This is a genomic window from Idiomarina ramblicola (assembly GCF_003987255.1).
Classification (GTDB): Bacteria; Pseudomonadota; Gammaproteobacteria; order Enterobacterales; family Alteromonadaceae; genus Idiomarina; species Idiomarina ramblicola.
Genome location: NZ_PIQC01000001.1, coordinates 610,526 through 626,323, shown reverse-complemented (window position 1 = coordinate 626,323; position 15,798 = coordinate 610,526). Strand labels below are relative to the sequence as shown.

At 45.3% G+C, this 15,798-nt stretch carries 15 protein-coding genes; 9 read left to right on the top strand and 6 right to left on the bottom strand.

Annotation, left to right across the window (positions count from 1 at the left end; genetic code table 11):
• The first annotated feature begins 19 nt into the window (after positions 1–19).
• The 3 genes from CWI78_RS03060 (at position 20) to CWI78_RS12935 (ending at position 3,010) form a co-directional block, all read left to right on the top strand.
• Complete coding sequence (locus tag CWI78_RS03060; RefSeq protein ID WP_126780123.1) at positions 20–238, top strand: DUF2061 domain-containing protein; 219 nt, start codon at positions 20–22, stop codon at positions 236–238.
• Positions 168–686: a DUF2919 family protein gene (locus CWI78_RS03055; protein WP_126780121.1), complete on the top strand. Its 519-nt coding sequence runs from the start codon at positions 168–170 to the stop codon at positions 684–686. Before CWI78_RS03060 ends, CWI78_RS03055 begins: the two co-directional genes overlap by 71 nt.
• Positions 687–748: 62 nt before the next feature.
• Entirely contained in the window at positions 749–3,010 is a 2,262-nt protein-coding gene (locus CWI78_RS12935; RefSeq protein WP_244213056.1) for a putative bifunctional diguanylate cyclase/phosphodiesterase, read from the top strand.
• On the opposite strand, the gene CWI78_RS03045 is transcribed toward CWI78_RS12935, so the two are convergent.
• The 6 genes from CWI78_RS03045 to CWI78_RS03020 form a co-directional block, all read right to left on the bottom strand.
• Positions 3,007–3,384: a YchJ family protein gene (locus CWI78_RS03045; RefSeq protein ID WP_126780119.1), complete on the bottom strand. Its 378-nt coding sequence runs from the start codon at positions 3,382–3,384 to the stop codon at positions 3,007–3,009. The genes CWI78_RS12935 and CWI78_RS03045 overlap by 4 nt on opposite strands.
• Positions 3,385–3,428: 44 nt before the next feature.
• Complete coding sequence (locus CWI78_RS03040; protein ID WP_126780117.1) at positions 3,429–4,034, bottom strand: DUF502 domain-containing protein; 606 nt, start codon at positions 4,032–4,034, stop codon at positions 3,429–3,431.
• 51 nt (positions 4,035–4,085) lie between these two features.
• Positions 4,086–4,799, bottom strand: coding sequence for an SIMPL domain-containing protein (locus CWI78_RS03035; protein ID WP_126780116.1), 714 nt, complete (start codon positions 4,797–4,799; stop codon positions 4,086–4,088).
• A 156-nt stretch (positions 4,800–4,955) separates the two neighbouring features.
• Complete coding sequence (locus CWI78_RS03030; protein ID WP_126780114.1) at positions 4,956–5,573, bottom strand: outer membrane beta-barrel protein; 618 nt, start codon at positions 5,571–5,573, stop codon at positions 4,956–4,958.
• A 96-nt stretch (positions 5,574–5,669) separates the two neighbouring features.
• A complete protein-coding gene (locus CWI78_RS03025; protein ID WP_126780112.1) occupies positions 5,670–6,353 on the bottom strand; it encodes a DNA-3-methyladenine glycosylase I in 684 nt (227 codons plus the stop codon).
• A 13-nt stretch (positions 6,354–6,366) separates the two neighbouring features.
• Positions 6,367–7,056, bottom strand: coding sequence for an aspartate/glutamate racemase family protein (locus CWI78_RS03020; protein WP_126780110.1), 690 nt, complete (start codon positions 7,054–7,056; stop codon positions 6,367–6,369).
• Between the two features lie 229 nt (positions 7,057–7,285).
• Here CWI78_RS03020 and CWI78_RS03015 point away from each other — a divergent pair, with 229 nt between their 5' ends.
• The 6 genes from CWI78_RS03015 (at position 7,286) to CWI78_RS02990 (ending at position 15,746) form a co-directional block, all read left to right on the top strand.
• Complete coding sequence (locus CWI78_RS03015) at positions 7,286–9,646, top strand: TonB-dependent receptor domain-containing protein (RefSeq protein WP_126780108.1); 2,361 nt, start codon at positions 7,286–7,288, stop codon at positions 9,644–9,646.
• Positions 9,647–9,723: 77 nt separating this feature from the next.
• Positions 9,724–10,767: an alkaline phosphatase D family protein gene (locus CWI78_RS03010; protein WP_126780106.1), complete on the top strand. Its 1,044-nt coding sequence runs from the start codon at positions 9,724–9,726 to the stop codon at positions 10,765–10,767.
• A 20-nt stretch (positions 10,768–10,787) separates the two neighbouring features.
• Positions 10,788–11,366 carry a transcriptional regulator BetI gene (gene betI / locus CWI78_RS03005; protein ID WP_126780104.1) on the top strand — a complete coding sequence of 193 codons (579 nt, stop codon included), beginning with the start codon at positions 10,788–10,790 and terminating at the stop codon, positions 11,364–11,366.
• 29 nt (positions 11,367–11,395) lie between these two features.
• Positions 11,396–12,859: a betaine-aldehyde dehydrogenase gene (gene betB, locus CWI78_RS03000; RefSeq protein WP_126780102.1), complete on the top strand. Its 1,464-nt coding sequence runs from the start codon at positions 11,396–11,398 to the stop codon at positions 12,857–12,859.
• Positions 12,859–14,553, top strand: a complete 1,695-nt coding sequence (gene betA, locus CWI78_RS02995; RefSeq protein ID WP_126780100.1) for a choline dehydrogenase — start codon at positions 12,859–12,861, stop codon at positions 14,551–14,553. The genes betB and betA overlap by 1 nt, the downstream gene beginning before the upstream one ends.
• Positions 14,547–15,746: a BCCT family transporter gene (locus tag CWI78_RS02990; RefSeq protein ID WP_126780098.1), complete on the top strand. Its 1,200-nt coding sequence runs from the start codon at positions 14,547–14,549 to the stop codon at positions 15,744–15,746. The genes betA and CWI78_RS02990 overlap by 7 nt, the downstream gene beginning before the upstream one ends.
• Positions 15,747–15,798: the final 52 nt, after the last annotated feature.

Sequence of the window (15,798 nt, the reverse complement as noted above, 5' to 3'; positions counted from 1 at the left end):
GTCGAAGTGGGAGATTGTTATGAAAGACGCAGCAAAAACAGTATCATTTGGCATTATGCACTTTACCATCGCGTTTGGCGTAGTGTGGTTAATGACAGGCGATATCGTACTCGGTGGTGCAATTGCTTTGATTGAACCGTTAGTGAACACAGTGGGTTATTATTTTCATGAAAAAATCTGGCAGCGCGGCGACAAGCGCCGGGCAGCGATTGGTCGAGAAAGCACGATACTTGGATAAAGAGGGCAGAGCGAGTTTCCCGCTCTCGCTCTTGCTTGTTTTGCTATTTCAGATGCGTGGCTACGTGGCGGCTATCATCTCACTTACCTTTGCCGAAGACCGTACCCGTCTGCTAAAGCTTTTCTATACAAGCTCTGAACAGTTTGGGCTGATGCTACTAATTGGTTTACCTGCTCTATTGGTTTTGCTGGCGACAACGTTTGCCGGTGAGGATGAACGCAATTGGGCCAATGCGTTAATGCGTTTTGCTCAACCTCTATTATTGTTGTCCCTTATTGTCGATGCGACATTAATTCTATGGCTTTTTCTTGAACAGCATGGTGCGTTTTCTTTCGGCCGGGCTGGAATCATATTTGGCTGGCTTATTTGTGGTTGGTATTTGCTCAATTCCAGGCGTTGGCGTTTCTATCGTCAACATTTAGCGAATATACGTAGTACGAAGCAATAAGGTTGTTGATTTTTAAGGGCTAACGTTCTTTAATGAGGGTCTGAGAAACGACTCGAGCCAGTATGAATTTCTTAAATAACTTCTTTTTACTGAATGACGAGGGAACGTCCGAAAGTGGTGTTCCTAATTGGCGAGTTAGTGCACTTAGAATCATTCTGTCCTCGGGGATGCTTCTTTGTTTAGCTGTATTTTTAAATAGCTTCTATGATGCAGTAAAATCTGATCTTTTTCACATTATTGGAATCACATCCATTTTCCTGGGAAGTATGCTCGGTTTATTGTGGTTAAGCCGAAATTACTATCGATTTTGTGCTCACTTTCTGCAGTTTACAATTATTATGGCAAGCGTTGCCTGCAACTTGTTTCTGGCGGACCCGAACCTTGCTCAGATAGGCTCCATGTTAATGTATGCCTGTCCGTTAACGGCGTTAATGCTGATAGGTGGCAGGGCGGCGCTTTTGTATGGCGTGCTAAATATTATACCGTTTTATGTCATCTCTAATCATGTCGACCTATCGTTTTTTGCCGAACCTAAAGTGCAGTTTCCTAACGTTGTCTGGTACATAACGGGCACGATGTTTGTGTTTTTTAATATCTGTATTCCGCTTGCGGTTGGGCGCACCATCGTTGCCGCTAAAAGACTCAATCAGGAAATGAAGAAGTCTAATGATTATTTGAGAGGAAAAAATTCGCTATACAAAGTCTTTTTTGCTGAATCGAGAAGACCCAAAGTTATTGTGAATGAGCAGGGAATTATTACCGATTTTAATGAACTGGCAGCAAGCACTTTTGGTTTGGATGAATCAGTGAAAAGTGAAAATCAGTGGATCTTAAGTTGGTTTCCTGATCTTAGTCATGCCGAGTTACCTGTTGCCGCGCAAGTTATCAGGCATGGGGCTACCTACCAACAGGTCGTCAGGTTAGAGGTTCCAGAAGCCAGTGCACATGTTTACGAGTTCGTTGACTGCACGCAAGAAAAAATCCTGGAAACTAACCTAACGCTACTAGAGCAGGAAAACCGCCGCTTACGTTATTTGGATACTCAGACAAATTTACCAAATAACGATTGGTTTGAACTCCAGTGTAATAAATTGATTTCTAAATCTGATCGCGAGTTCTTCGTAGTTGTTGCTCAAAGTGAAAATGAGGATTATGTCAGGCTCAAATACGGAGAAGGTGTCATTAGAAAGCTATTAGTGGCAGCTTATAACCGCCTGAAAAAACATAAACATCACCCTCGTTTAACGGCCACCATTGCGTTGAATAAACTGGTTTTCATTTTACCTAAAACAGTAGGAAACGAGCTAAAAGAGGTGTTATTTGATATCAAAAAGTCGCTGGACAGGGATTACACGCTTCAGGGCATTAAATGCCAGCAATCCTTTCAGTTCGGTGTAGCCCGGTTTCCACACCATGGTGAATCTGCTGGCTCCGTCGTTTCGCGGGCTTTAGAAGCCAAGAAGTTTGTTTCGATGAACCAGTTTTTTCACCTTTATAATACCGAAAACTCTGAAGAGTTTATGGAGCGGCATGAGATATCCGTACTGCTGGATGAGGCCATACAAAACGATGAGTTAGATATTTGCTTTCAACCCAAGGTTAATGCTGACGGGACTTGTGTCGGGCTTGAAGCCTTGGCTCGCTGGGATAGCCCTGTGTTGGGTATAATCTCGCCGGCAACCTTTATCCCAATTGCGGAAGAGTATCGAATGATCAGTCGTTTGACTGACTTAATTATTCAGAAAGTCTGCTCACAGATATCACGGTGGAGTAGAGATGACTTTCCACTGCTTCCTATTGCTATCAATATTTCGTTGCTAGATTTTTCACAACCTGACTTCATTTCTAAACTGGTAAAATACTTGGCTGATTTTTCTGTCAAGCCCTCACAGATAGAGCTGGAGCTGACGGAAACTTGTCTGGAATCAAACCGGGTAAACTCTCTGGAGTTAATGGAAGAGCTTCAGTCGTGGGGATTCAAGGTGTCGGTTGATGACTTTGGTGTCGGATATTCCAGTGTGACACGCCTGGCCTATTATCCCATTGATAAATTAAAGTTGGACAGGGCTCTTATCCGCAAGATAAAAAGCTCTGGGCGACAGCACAGCCTGGTTAAAGGTATTTACAATATTTGTTCTGAACTGAACATAAAGTGTGTTGTTGAAGGTGTGGAAGAAGAAGCGCAATTACATAGCTTAAAGAACATCGGTTTTTCAGAGTTTCAGGGCTTTTATTTTTCAAAGCCTTTAACAGTAAATACCTATGAAAAGCATGTCAGAAAACATGGGTTAATCTTTTTAGGTAGCACGAAAAAAGTGACTTAATTCGTTTCACCAGATAGGTAATACCACTTGCCGTCTTCTTGCACGAAGTCGGACTGTTCTTCCATAAAGGCCACGTCATCGCCGTCTTTGTAAAAGGCCCGGAAATGAACTTTTCCTTTATTCTGGTCGACACTGGATGAAATAACCTGCAGTTTAAGCCAGTTTGGTGAGTCGCTTAAATCGAGTAGTGGCGGGCGCGAGCTACTATGCCAGGTGGCTTCTAAATAGCCAGCCAGGCGACCGACAAAAGCACTGTAGCGCGAGCGCATCAGCGCTTCAGGAGATTGGGCTGTTGCCTCTCCGCTATGGTAAGCGTAGCAGCAGTCCTGATAGGTTTTATCTAAGCCGCAAGGGCAGGGTTCTGTCATTTGCATAGCGCGAACTTTACCAGCACGCGCGCTAATTTCAACTGCAATTGTTAATCTGTTTTACCGGAATGGTTTTTGCCAAGGCCGCCACTAATGGTTAGCTGTAAAGCATCTGCTGGTTTCATTGTCAGAGATTCCACACAATCGCCCGGGACAATAACCATATAACCACCGACGTTATAGCTCATTGGTAAAAATACAGCGACTTGATCCTCTTCCATAAGCTCGGATAGGCGGTCACCCTTTATGCCACTTTTTTTGGTGATAATACCAATAAGGCGTAGGTTACTACCGGGTAATGTCACCAATACAACGGATTCCTCTGCAAAGTTTTTGCCGGACATCATTTCAAAGACATCGTTTATGGTGCCGTACAGGCTGCGTAGCAAAGGTAAACGGGTCATCAACTTTCCGGGAAGCTGCCAGAGTGAGTCAATAAAGTTCCAACGAGAGCTAAAGCCAATAAGTAAGGCGATAGCGAGAAAGCTGATAAAAGCGAGCCCGGGAAAGTAAGAAGCTTCGCCTACTAAGGTTATCCATATTGGCTTTAGCCAGGTCTCAATAGTAACTAAAAGCCATTGCAGCAAAGCAAAGGTCACAACAATGGGCAGTAAAATGGCTAACCCTTTAAATAAATACTGGAGAGTTCTTTTCATTACCTAAAAAGCCTTTTGGCATAGATTTAGCTGCATTGTGGAACGAATAGATCAATCGGACAAGTAATATTCGATGGTCGACACTACCCGTATTTTTTTAAGATGAGGGTTGTGGCGGTCGCGTGCACTGATACTAAACTGTCCTTGTCGAGCCTGCTTTATTTTGCCCAACTGAGAGTTAGAGTCTAAAGCAAATTTCTCGGCCACTTCCCGCGCTTTCTTAGTGGCTTCTTCTATCATTTCAGGTTTGACTTCGTTCAGGCGTGTAAATAAATAGTCCGGTTGAGCCTGGTAGCTGTCGGTAGTAAAGACAATACCTTCTTTACCAAGCTCGCCGAGAAGACTCATGACTCCGCGAACGTGATCAACGTTTTCGGAGTAAACCGTAATGGTCTTCGTGGCTGTGTACCGAAACTCTGCAGGTTGAGAAGAACCATAGCTCTGTGCGGATTTATCTGTAATAGAAGGTGCTGACGAGGAGATTTCGTCCTGAGTAATGCCTTTGCTTTGCAGAAACTCAATGACCTTTTGGTTCGATTCGTCAATGGTTTTATATAGAGCCGTTAAATCATTACTGGCAGTCGTAAATTGAATGGGCCAGATAACGGTGTCAGCAAGGTATTCATGCTCTGACAGTCCTTTTACAGTAACCGTGCGCTCCATCGACTTATGTTCAAGCACCGCGTTGGAACCTATGACGGCGATGATGGCGAAGCTGATGATCAGTGAAATGCCGAGTATCAGAGTGTTTTTGGTCGAGTTCATCGAAATCCTCAAGGTTCTTTGAAAAAAGTGACTTGTAGTAAAAGGTAGTTGCACAACTCTGTGCCACTTATTTATAGGCGATAGACGAGGATTTTTCCAGGGCTTACTTGGGCCTGCTGCAGTTTAGGCAGCAGGGACGGGGCTAGCTTTAGCGAATTAAAATGAATAACGAACGGTTGCGCTTAGACTATCAATATCAAAGTCCTGAGTTTCTCTATGGGTTTCATAACCAAGTCCGAAAGAGAGGTTTTTTGTTACATGATAGAAAGCTGAAAGGTTAAAGCGAATAAGTTCTTCATCAAACGCTACGTAATCAAGTTTCGTATCGATTTCAACATTTGGCGTCAGCATAGAGCGAAGTCCAATGCCTACACCCCATGTCTTGTCGGAACCGGACTCCGAAAGTCCAAAAGCTGAAGTCTCGCTCTCAACACGTTCAAAAGATACTGTCGCGTACAAATCCGTTGTTTTCGTTAAGTGTTTGTACGAGCCTATACCTGCTGACAGAAAGTCGATGTCTAAATCGAAATTAGAGTCGTCATTCGAGACAGAGTCGAAATCTGCAAATACAAAAAGGTTATCTAAGACGAGCAGGTCCGGGCTGATAGCGGCTGAGCCGCCGACTCTGAATCCATCAAAAGAAAGATCGCCAACTCCGTCAACACCAACATCAGTATCAACATAAGAGGCATCAACTTTATTCCAGTTAGGGGATTCGGCTAAAACAGCACCCGGTAAGCTCAGCATTAACAATGCAATAACAGCTTTTCTCATAAATCTCTCCTTGTTTGAGAAAAGCAGGCAATATACCTTTAATAGCTAAGTACTTCAATTTGCTTATATTTAACTTGTATGGAGATTGCCCGATACCTAATCTCCAACGCTATAGGACAAAATCCGCGATAAGTGGCTGTAGGGCAGTTGAGTTTGTTCGTGCCAATGGTTGAAGGCGCTTTGTGCCTGTTTCAGACCTTTTTGGCTGGTGGGGGAAGCATCTATTAATTTGTAATTGGTTAGTGCGGTGACAACGTCATTGGACATAATAAAACTGTCCCAGCCAAGCTCGCGCAGAACGTATTGTGGAGTAACGCCACCCAAACGTGAACCGTTCTTTTTCAGGTAGTGCAGCAACTCGGCTTGCCGGCTCGATGGCCACTGCGCTAAAAACTGACCAAAGCTGCCGTACTCTTCGGATACTTCAACAATCATACGGGCGTTAGCTGGAACTGTATTTATTTTTTGCTGGTTGCGAACAATACGTTCATCTTTTGACAGTTCTTCTAATACCTCTGGGGGTACCTGTTGCCAGTAAAGCGGGACAAAGCCTTTAAAAGCTTCCTCAAAACCTGGCCATTTCGCCTCAATAATTCGCCAGACAAAGCCCGCCCGAAAAATACAGCGAGTAATAGTAGCAAGTACGTCCTGGTCTTCAAGTTGTTCTAATTGACTTACGGACGATACTTTAGGCAGGCGTGCAAGCATCGCACTTTCGCCACCTTTACGCTGGCAGGCTCTGTCATAGAAACGAGAAAAGTCGGTGGTTATATCGGTCATTGTTTTCCTGCTTTTATTCTAACATCCAGTCTGCAATGGCGCGGCAATGAAGTTCGGTGGTATCGAACAGTGGTAGAGCAGAATGTTCCTGCTGAACCAGCAGACCAATTTCAGTGCAGCCTAAAATAACGCCTTGTGCGCCTTGCACTGCCAGATCCTCAATAATTCTTAGGTATTGTTTGCGCGCATTATCGGTAAATTGGCCATGGCACAGCTCTTTAAAAATAATGCTGTCGACTGTATTACCGTCACTTTCCCCGGGTATCAGTACCTTAATGTTTTGCTGTTCAAGACGCTCTTTATAAAAAGGTTGCTGCATGGTGAAGCGAGTACCCAGCAGCCCGACCTGGTTGACGCTGTTTTGTTTAAGATGCTCCGCAACGGCGTCGACAATGTGCAGTAAAGGAAGTTTAACGGCATCTTCAATCTGCGGAGCCACTTTGTGCATGGTATTCGTGGCAATAACAATACTGTCGGCACCGGCTTTTTCAAGTTGTTTGGCTTTGCCAAGAAGAGCCTGTGCCGCGGCATCCCAGTCCCCCTGGCTTTGCATTTCTTCAATAGGAGCAAAGTCCACACTGGCGAGAAGAATGTCAGCGCTGTGTAATCCCCCGAGGCGCTTATTTATTAGCTGGTTCAAACGTTTATAATAAGTACTGGTTGACTCCCAGCTCATACCACCAATGATGCCGACCGTTTTCATTTAAAGCTCTCCGCAATAGGCTGCTAAACACAGCCTACCTCAGTTCCTGGCTTAAGTTAACGCTGATATTAGATGAAAAGCGTCTAGTTTATAATCAATTTTATTTTTAATTGAACGCTCAATTAACTAAATTTGATTTTAATTGAATGATCAATTAACCTTAACGCCGTTGTCACATTAGCCTCATACATTAAGGAACTTCTCTACAACACAAGAAACAGGAACTTTTATGAAAACTTATGTGCCCATGAAGCAAAGTTTAATTGCACTCTCTGTACTATCAGCATTATCTGCTACCTCCCTGCCAGTAATGGCACAAGACAGCCAAGATCAGCAAGCGAAAGAAGAACAAGAACAAATGGAAGCCATTGTTGTTACTGGCCGCAGTGTTTCTTACGCTAACAACGCCTCCTCGGCTGAGATGAAAAAGCAGCAAACCCCTATGACCAGTGCTTTGGCTATGGTTGATAACCTGCCGGGCGTATTGGTAAACGAAGGTGACCCCTTCGGCTCTGACGAGTGGTCCACCAGCATTTCAATTCGTGGTTTTCAGTTAGATCTTGAGTCTCAGCAAATTGGTATGACCGTTGATGGTATTTCTAACGGTAACTCAAACTACGGCGGTGGTACTAAGGCCAGCCGTTATATTGATACTGAAAACTTACGTGGTACTGAAGTTTCTCAGGGTACGTCAGATATTAGTTCGCGTTCAAATGAAGCCTTGGGTGGAACGCTGAACTTTACAACTATTCGCCCTGCGTACGAAGAGCAGTTTACTGTTAGTACCACTATTGGCGAACACAATGCACAGAAACTTTATGCGCGTTACGACACAGGTGAAATTGCGGAAGACACCTTTGCGTGGTTTTCACTGTCCAGTCAGCAAAATGATGACTACATGGATGGCTCGGTAACGAATACCCGTGATCACGCCGAAGGTAAAATTATTAGCCGCGTTGGCGATGTTGATTTAACCGGCTACGTGAGTTACGACGATGCTCAGGAATACACTTACCAGCGTGTTTACGGCTTGGCACAGTATGAACAAAACTCTGAATGGGATGGTTTAACCGAAGACTGGACGGGTATTCCTTATCAGGATCAGGCTTGGCGTGAAGGCTGGGTTACCGAGCGTGAGAACATGTTTGGCTACCTAAAAGCAGATTTCATGCTGGGTGAGGTGGATGTCAGTACTAACGTTTACTACCACGAAAACGAAGGTGTTGGTAAGTGGATTCCTTACTACGTGGCCGATGTAACAGATGACGGCGCAGGTAACCCTCACTCTGAACTTGATCCGTCAACTACTGCCTATGGTGGCTCACAGTCTGGTTTAATCTATTTCGTTAACCGCGATGGTCAATCTCTGTCTCCTAACGCTGGTTGTGAAAGTTCAATTGGATACCCGTATGGCGGCGGCGGTGCCGAGATTGACCCGGGCTGCTACGATCAAGGCGCTATGCCGGTCAGTTCGCATCGTCATACTCACTACGAGAAGCAACGCTATGGCGTAAATGCTGACTTTGTCTGGGATACGACGGTTGCCGGTATGGCAAACACTTTACGCGGTGGATTGTGGTACGAAGATTACCAACGTGATGAGTACCGCGACTGGCATAAAACCATAGACGCAGCAGCGAGCCCGCGTCCTGAAAGCAACCCGTACTGGGTTCAGTACAGCCGGGAATTCCCAGTTGAAACCTTGATGTATTACATTGAAGACGAGATTGATGCGGGCTTTGCTAAATTCCGTCTGGGTGCTAAAAAGTTTGATGTTGAGGTTTCAAAAGAAGACCAGTTTAACCCTGACAACAACTTGAGTGTCTCGTCTGATTCTGATGCCTTATTATCAGCGGGTTTTGTTGCGCCTTTACCGCTCAGCGGACTGGAAGTTTTTGGTGGTTACGCAGAAAACTTTGCAGCAGTTAAAGACGCGGTACTGGAGCGTGATGATACGGATGTAAGCCAAGTTGAACCGGAAACGGCGGATAACATTGACTTAGGTTTACGTTATTCAACTCCGGGCTTTAATGCCAGCTTAACTTACTATGACATAACCTTTGAAAACCGCATTACCTTTGTCAGTAATGAAGATGTTGACGGCATCGACTTCTTAGAAGCGGCTGCTGGTGGTTATGTGAATACTGGTGGTGTTGAGTCAAATGGTATTGAGGCATCACTGGATTACAACCTCAGTGATAATCTGGGCGTTTATGTGTCTTACACAAAAAATGACTCAACTTATACTGATGAAGAGTTCCGCGGTAATACGGTACTGGGCAGTGCTCAGGACATGGCCGTGATTAGCTTTGACTACACTAAGGGCGATTTCTACGCAGGCTTCAGCACCAAGTATGTTGGGGAACGCTACTTAGACCAGGCTAACACGCAGGAAAGTGATTCTTATGTTGTCAGTGACTTATACATTGGTAAGACCGTTTATGACATTGGTGGTGCAATTGACAGTATGGAGCTGAGCTTTACTGTGAACAATGTCTTTGACGAAGATTATCTTGGTACTATCGCTCCGAATGCGGGCTGGATTGGTGCGCCACGTACAGCGGCACTTAATGCTAAGTTTGTATTTTAAAGAGCCTGAGCAACCCCATGCGATGTCGTCGCATGGGGCTGTTTTATTGTTAGCAACATATAAGGTAATAGAAACTCATGTATAAGCTATTAGCACTATCCACGTTACTACTGAGTGGCTCTGTTTTTGCCGATGCGCCCAGCCGGATTCTCTTTGGCTCGTGTTCGCATCAAGACAAAGATATTCCTATTTTCAACAGTATTTTAGAAGACGACCCTGAAGTTTTTGTATTTCTGGGGGACAATGTCTATGGCGACACAGAAGACATGTCAGTGTTGCAAAATAAGTATGAAAAGCTGGGTTCAAAGACGGGCTTTAAAGAGTTAAAAGAGCAAGCGGAACTCATCGCTATCTGGGATGATCACGACTACGGTGCCAACGATGCCGGTAAAGATTACCCTAAGAAAGAAGCGTCGCGCGATATCATGCTGGATTTCTGGGGAGAACCTGAAAACTCTCCACGCCGCACTCGTGAGGATGGTATCTATACTTCCTATACCTACGGTGAAGGCGAAGAAAGTATCCACGTCATTTTACCCGATTTGCGCTGGAATCGTGATGACATTGCCCACGTAACACGTGAAGAGTACGCCAGTGATCGTGAGCCGAAGAATATGGGCCCCTATAAAGTTCACAGCGACCCTGACGCCAGTATGATTGGTGAAAAGCAGTGGCAGTGGATTGAAAAAGAACTGCAAAAACCGGCTCGTATAAAAGTTATTGGCTCAAGCTTACAGCTTTTGGCAGACTTTACCGGCTGGGAATCATGGGCCAATTTCCCGTCTGATCGTCAACGTTTATTTAATCTTATTAAAAAACATAAGGTTAATGGTGTTATCTTGATAAGCGGCGACACCCACTGGGGAGAAATCAGCTATTACGATGACGATCTGGATTACCCTTTGTGGGAAGTGACATCTTCAGGTCTGACGCAAGAGTGGAAAGATGTTAGCCCCAATAAACACCGCATTGGTCAGTTTATCAATAAGGTGAATTACGGCGCACTTGACGTTGACTGGGAAAAAGACGATCCGGTTGTGACTCTGGGACTTTATGATGAAGGCGGTGATGTTGTTAATGAACACCGTTTCAGACTGTCAACGCTGGAACCCTACGAATAAAAAAATCATGTGAGAAAGCTATGCCAAAAGTAGGAATGGAATCAATGCGACGTCAGCAATTAATCGATGCCACCATTAATGTGGTTGCTGATGTTGGCTTACGAGGAGCGACCATTAACTTAATTTCCCGCAGGGCGGGAATGTCGTCCGGTATTATCAGCCACTATTTTGGCGGTAAGCAGGCGTTAATTGAGGCCTCTGTACGGTATTTGCTTTCTCAGCTCAAAATGGAGCATTCGCCTGACAACCCCTACGACCGGCTCATGAAAATTGTTGATTTGAACTTTTCAGATGTTCAACAGGCCGATTCGAGTACAAAGACTTGGCTAAGTTTTTGGGGACAGTCTATGCACGACCCCGATCTGTACCGCTTACAGGAACTGAATAAACGCCGCTTAGTCAGCAATTTACGTTACAGCTTTAAGCAATTACTAAACGCAGAGAGTGCGTGCGAAGCGGCAGAAGTTACCGCAGCGCTAATTGATGGCTTTTGGTTGCGTTGCGCATTGAGTCGAGCGAATCAGGAAAAGTTTAGTCAGGCGAAAGGCTATTGCAAGAAATACATTAATGGTGTGCTGGAACAGCACGGTGTCAGTTAAACCATTACCAAACTGCAAGGGAGTTATCGTTGTCCTCTACATTACTTAAAAATTTCATTCATGGTCATTATGTTGATGACAGTGATCATGAGTGCTTTGATGTTATCAATCCGGGTACCGGAAACGTTATTTACACCGTTGAGTCGGCAAGCGAGCCGTTGCTGGAAGAAGCGGTGGCCAGTGCCCAAAGAGGGTTTGAGGTTTGGTCAAGAACCCCTGCGATTGAGCGAGCCCGAGTATTACAACGTGCGGCGACTATTTTAAGAGAGCGCAACGACGAGCTGGCAAAGCTTGAAGTTCTGGACACTGGTAAACCCTGGCAAGAAGCGGTTGAAGTTGATGTTCAGACTGGGTCTGACGCGATCGAGTATTTTGGTAACTTGTGCCCCTCGATGATGGGTGAGCAACAAAGTGTCGGTAATGATTTCTTTTACACCCGGCATGAACCTCTGGGTGTCTGTTTCGGCATTGGTGCCTGGAACTATCCACTGCAAATTGCCTGCTGGAAAGCCGCGGCAGCCCTTGCTGCCGGTAATAGTATGATTTTCAAACCATCAGAAGAGACGCCTCGTGGCGCGGCGATGTTGGCAGAGATATTCATCGAAGCCGGTGTGCCGGAAGGCGTTTTCAACGTTGTACAGGGTGACGGCGTGGTCGGGAACTATCTGGTTCAGCATCCGGCTATTGCTAAAGTATCCCTGACTGGTGAAGTGGGGACCGGTAAAAAAGTGATGGCAGCGGCAGCAGGCACGTTGAAAAATGTCACCATGGAACTGGGGGGCAAATCGCCGATAATTGTTTTTGATGATGCAGATATTGATGAAGCTGTAACTGGTGCCATGATGGGTAATTTTTATACCCAGGGCGAAGTTTGTACCAATGGTACACGCGTGTTTGTGCATAAAGATTGTTATGACACCTTTATGGACCGTCTATTAGATCGCACCAAGAATAATATTGTGGTTGGTGATCCGATGGACCCTGAAACTAATCTGGGGGCGCTGATTTCTGAAGATCATCTGCATAAGGTGATGTCCTATATTGAATCAGGAAAAGAGCAGGGCGCTACTCTGGCTTTTGGCGGTGAGCGGCATAGCCCGAAAGGCTGTGAAGAGGGCTATTTTGTCGGGCCGACAATCTTTACGAACTGCACGGACGATATGCGCATTACGCGCGAAGAGATTTTTGGTCCGGTGATGTCAGTTCTCACCTTTGAAACAGAAGAAGAGGTTATTCAACGCGCCAACAATACGGATTACGGACTGGCTGCAGGCATTTTCTGCCGGGATATCCGCAGAGCTCATCGTGTTATCGCTCAGCTGGAAGCCGGAATCTGCTGGATTAATGCTTATGCAAATTCGCCAGTAGAGATGCCGGTAGGTGGTTACAAGCAATCGGGTATTGGTCGTGAAAACGGTGTGGAAGCACTTGAGTCTTATACTCAGACAAAATCAATTTATGTCGGAATGGATAAGCTGGAAGGTCCATTCTAATGACAGTGAATGAGAAATTTGATTATATCATTGTGGGTGCGGGTTCGGCCGGTTGTGTGCTGGCCAACCGGTTAACAGAAGATCCGGATGTTTCGGTACTGTTGTTAGAAACCGGAGGCTCAGATAAAAGTATTTTTATCCAGATGCCGACTGCCTTATCGATACCAATGAACACCAAAAAGTACGCCTGGCAATTTCATTCAGAACCAGAGCCTTATCTGAACAACCGTGAAATGCATTGTCCCAGGGGCAAGGTTCTTGGTGGGTCTTCGTCGATTAACGGTATGGTTTATGTGCGCGGTCATGCCCGTGACTTTGATGAGTGGCTGGAAAGAGGCGCGCAAGGGTGGGATTATCAACATTGCCTGCCGTACTTTAAAAAAGCAGAAGACTGGGCCTTTGGTGCCGATGAATATCGCTCTAAAGAGGGCCCTTTAGCGGTTAATAACGGCAACAATATGCAGAACCCTTTATACCAAGCTTTTATTAATGCTGGTGTCGATGGCGGCTATATGGAAACCGGTGACTACAACGGTTTTCAGCAAGAAGGTTTTGGCGCCATGCATATGACCGTGAAAAACGGTGTGCGATGGTCCGCTGCTAATGCCTATGTAAGGCCTGCTATGGCCAGATCTAACCTGACAATAAAAACCGGTGTTCAGGTCAGTAAAGTACTGCTGGAAGACAAGCGGGCTATTGGTGTTGAGCTTTATGAAAAAAGCAGCACAGTACGCTTTTTCGTAAATAACGAAGTGCTATTAAGTGCTGGTTCTATTGGTTCTCCTCATATTCTTCAATTATCGGGTATTGGTCAAAGTGATACCTTATCTGCTGCTGGCATTGAAACTCGGCATGAATTGCCTGGTGTTGGTGAAAACTTGCAGGACCACCTGGAGTTTTATTTTCAGTATCAGTGCAAAAAGCCGCTGACACTAAATAGTAAGCTTGGGCCTTTGAGCAAGCTGGCTATTGGCGTGCGCTGGATTCTATTCAAAACTGGCTTAGGCGCAACCAACCATTTTGAGTCCTGTGGCTTCATTCGCTCGAAAGAAGGTATTGAGTGGCCGGATCTTCAATACCACTTTCTGCCGGCGGCCATTCGCTACGATGGTAAATCTGCTTTTGAAGGGCATGGTTTTCAACTGCATATTGGCCACAACAAGCCGAAAAGTCGTGGCTGGGTCAAAGTGAAAAGTTCAGATCCTTTTACACCGCCTAAAATTCAGTTCAATTATCTGCAGCATCAGGATGACATCGAGGCATTTCGGGCTTGTGTACGGCTATCCAGAGAAATCATTGCACAGCCAGCAATGGATGAGTATCGCGGTGAAGAAATTCAGCCCGGTAAAGATATTGTTACCGATGAGCAGATAGATGCTTTTGTGCGCGATGCAGTCGAAAGTGCTTATCACCCTTGTGGTACATGTCGCATGGGGTCTGTTGATGACGATATGGCCGTCATTGATCCACAAATGCGCGTGCGTGGCTTGCAAGGTCTTCGGGTTATCGACTCGTCAGTGTTTCCGACCATTCCCAACGGCAATTTGAACGCGCCAACTATTATGGTCGCAGAGCGAGCCGCGGATATCATCAAGCAGCAGCAAATGCCCGTCTCTGATGTTGATGTCTATAAAGATAATCAATGGCAGGAACGCCAGCGCAGCGGTGAGGCCAAGCGGAGCGCATCATGTTAACGCTGGTCAGTATTGGCATGCTGTTCTTTATGGCGATGGTGGTGTTTATTGTGGTGCGCTGGGGGCGGCTGAAACTTAATGGCCGCTATCCGGTGTCTACTTTGACCTTCATTGCTATTTTGTTCACTTCTGGGCTGGATGTCGGGCTCATAATGTTCCCGCTGACAGAGTTTCCGGTTTACGCCGATATAAAAGAAAACAGTGAGTACGCTTTTGCTAATCCTTTGGCGATTGAATTTGGCTTCTGGGGCTTTCTAGTCTGGGCAATTTACTTTGTCACTTGCTTTTACTTCTGTGCGATTGAACCCAAGGTAAAGTTCTTTGAAATTAGCTGGGTTAAGTGGATTAATAACATTGTCATTATTGGTACCTGCGCTTTTACTGCGCATTTGCTGTTTGCCAACTTGAGCTGGTATTTACCCGGTATTGCGGCCAGCGAAGGCTTTCCCTGGTATTACGCACTGATTGTCGGTGGTACGATTTTATTTGCTGTGTACTCAAGCACTGAGCTTAAGTTTGTAAAAATTCTGAGCTTATCCTCTGGTGGTTTGTTCTTTGCGTTAATTATCGGGCTTGGCAGTATCGCCTTACTGTCTGACAATGTCTCTGCGCCGGACTATTTTAATACCTTGCCGTTACTGACCGATTACTTTGAACACCTGCATCGTTTTGTTTTGCCAATTAATGATTACCACGCGTTTTATTTGTTTTGGTGGTTTGCCTGGAGCATTATGATTGGTCAGTTCACTGCGCGTTTTGTTGGTAACATGCGCACTATCTGGCTGTTCTTAGCGATGTTGATTTGGCCATCACTGTCCATTGGTCTCTGGTTTAGTGTCTTATATTTATTTCATTTGAAAGGACTGGATACTTCCGGATTTATTAATCTGGCAATGGTAGGCGTCGGGATTGTCTTTGTGATCAATTCGCTGGACTCTTTAATCCGGCTTTACTCTGATAATTTGAATTTGACGGTGGCACGTTTTGGCAAGCAAAAGTATATGGCCTTACATGCCTTTTTGATGATGTCACTAACCGTGCTATTCAGCGTTCAGTTTATAAAAATTCAGTGGGTTGGGGCGTTAGTTATTGGCATTGGTTTATGTTGCTTTGTTTACATCGCACTTGGTAAGCAACAGCAGCCGCTGCCCAGAACTCAGGCACTGGTGTCGTTGCCCATAAAAAAGAAGTAACCTGAAGTGTCACCTGATGCGATTGCATCAGGTGAAAAAAGTATTTACCCCG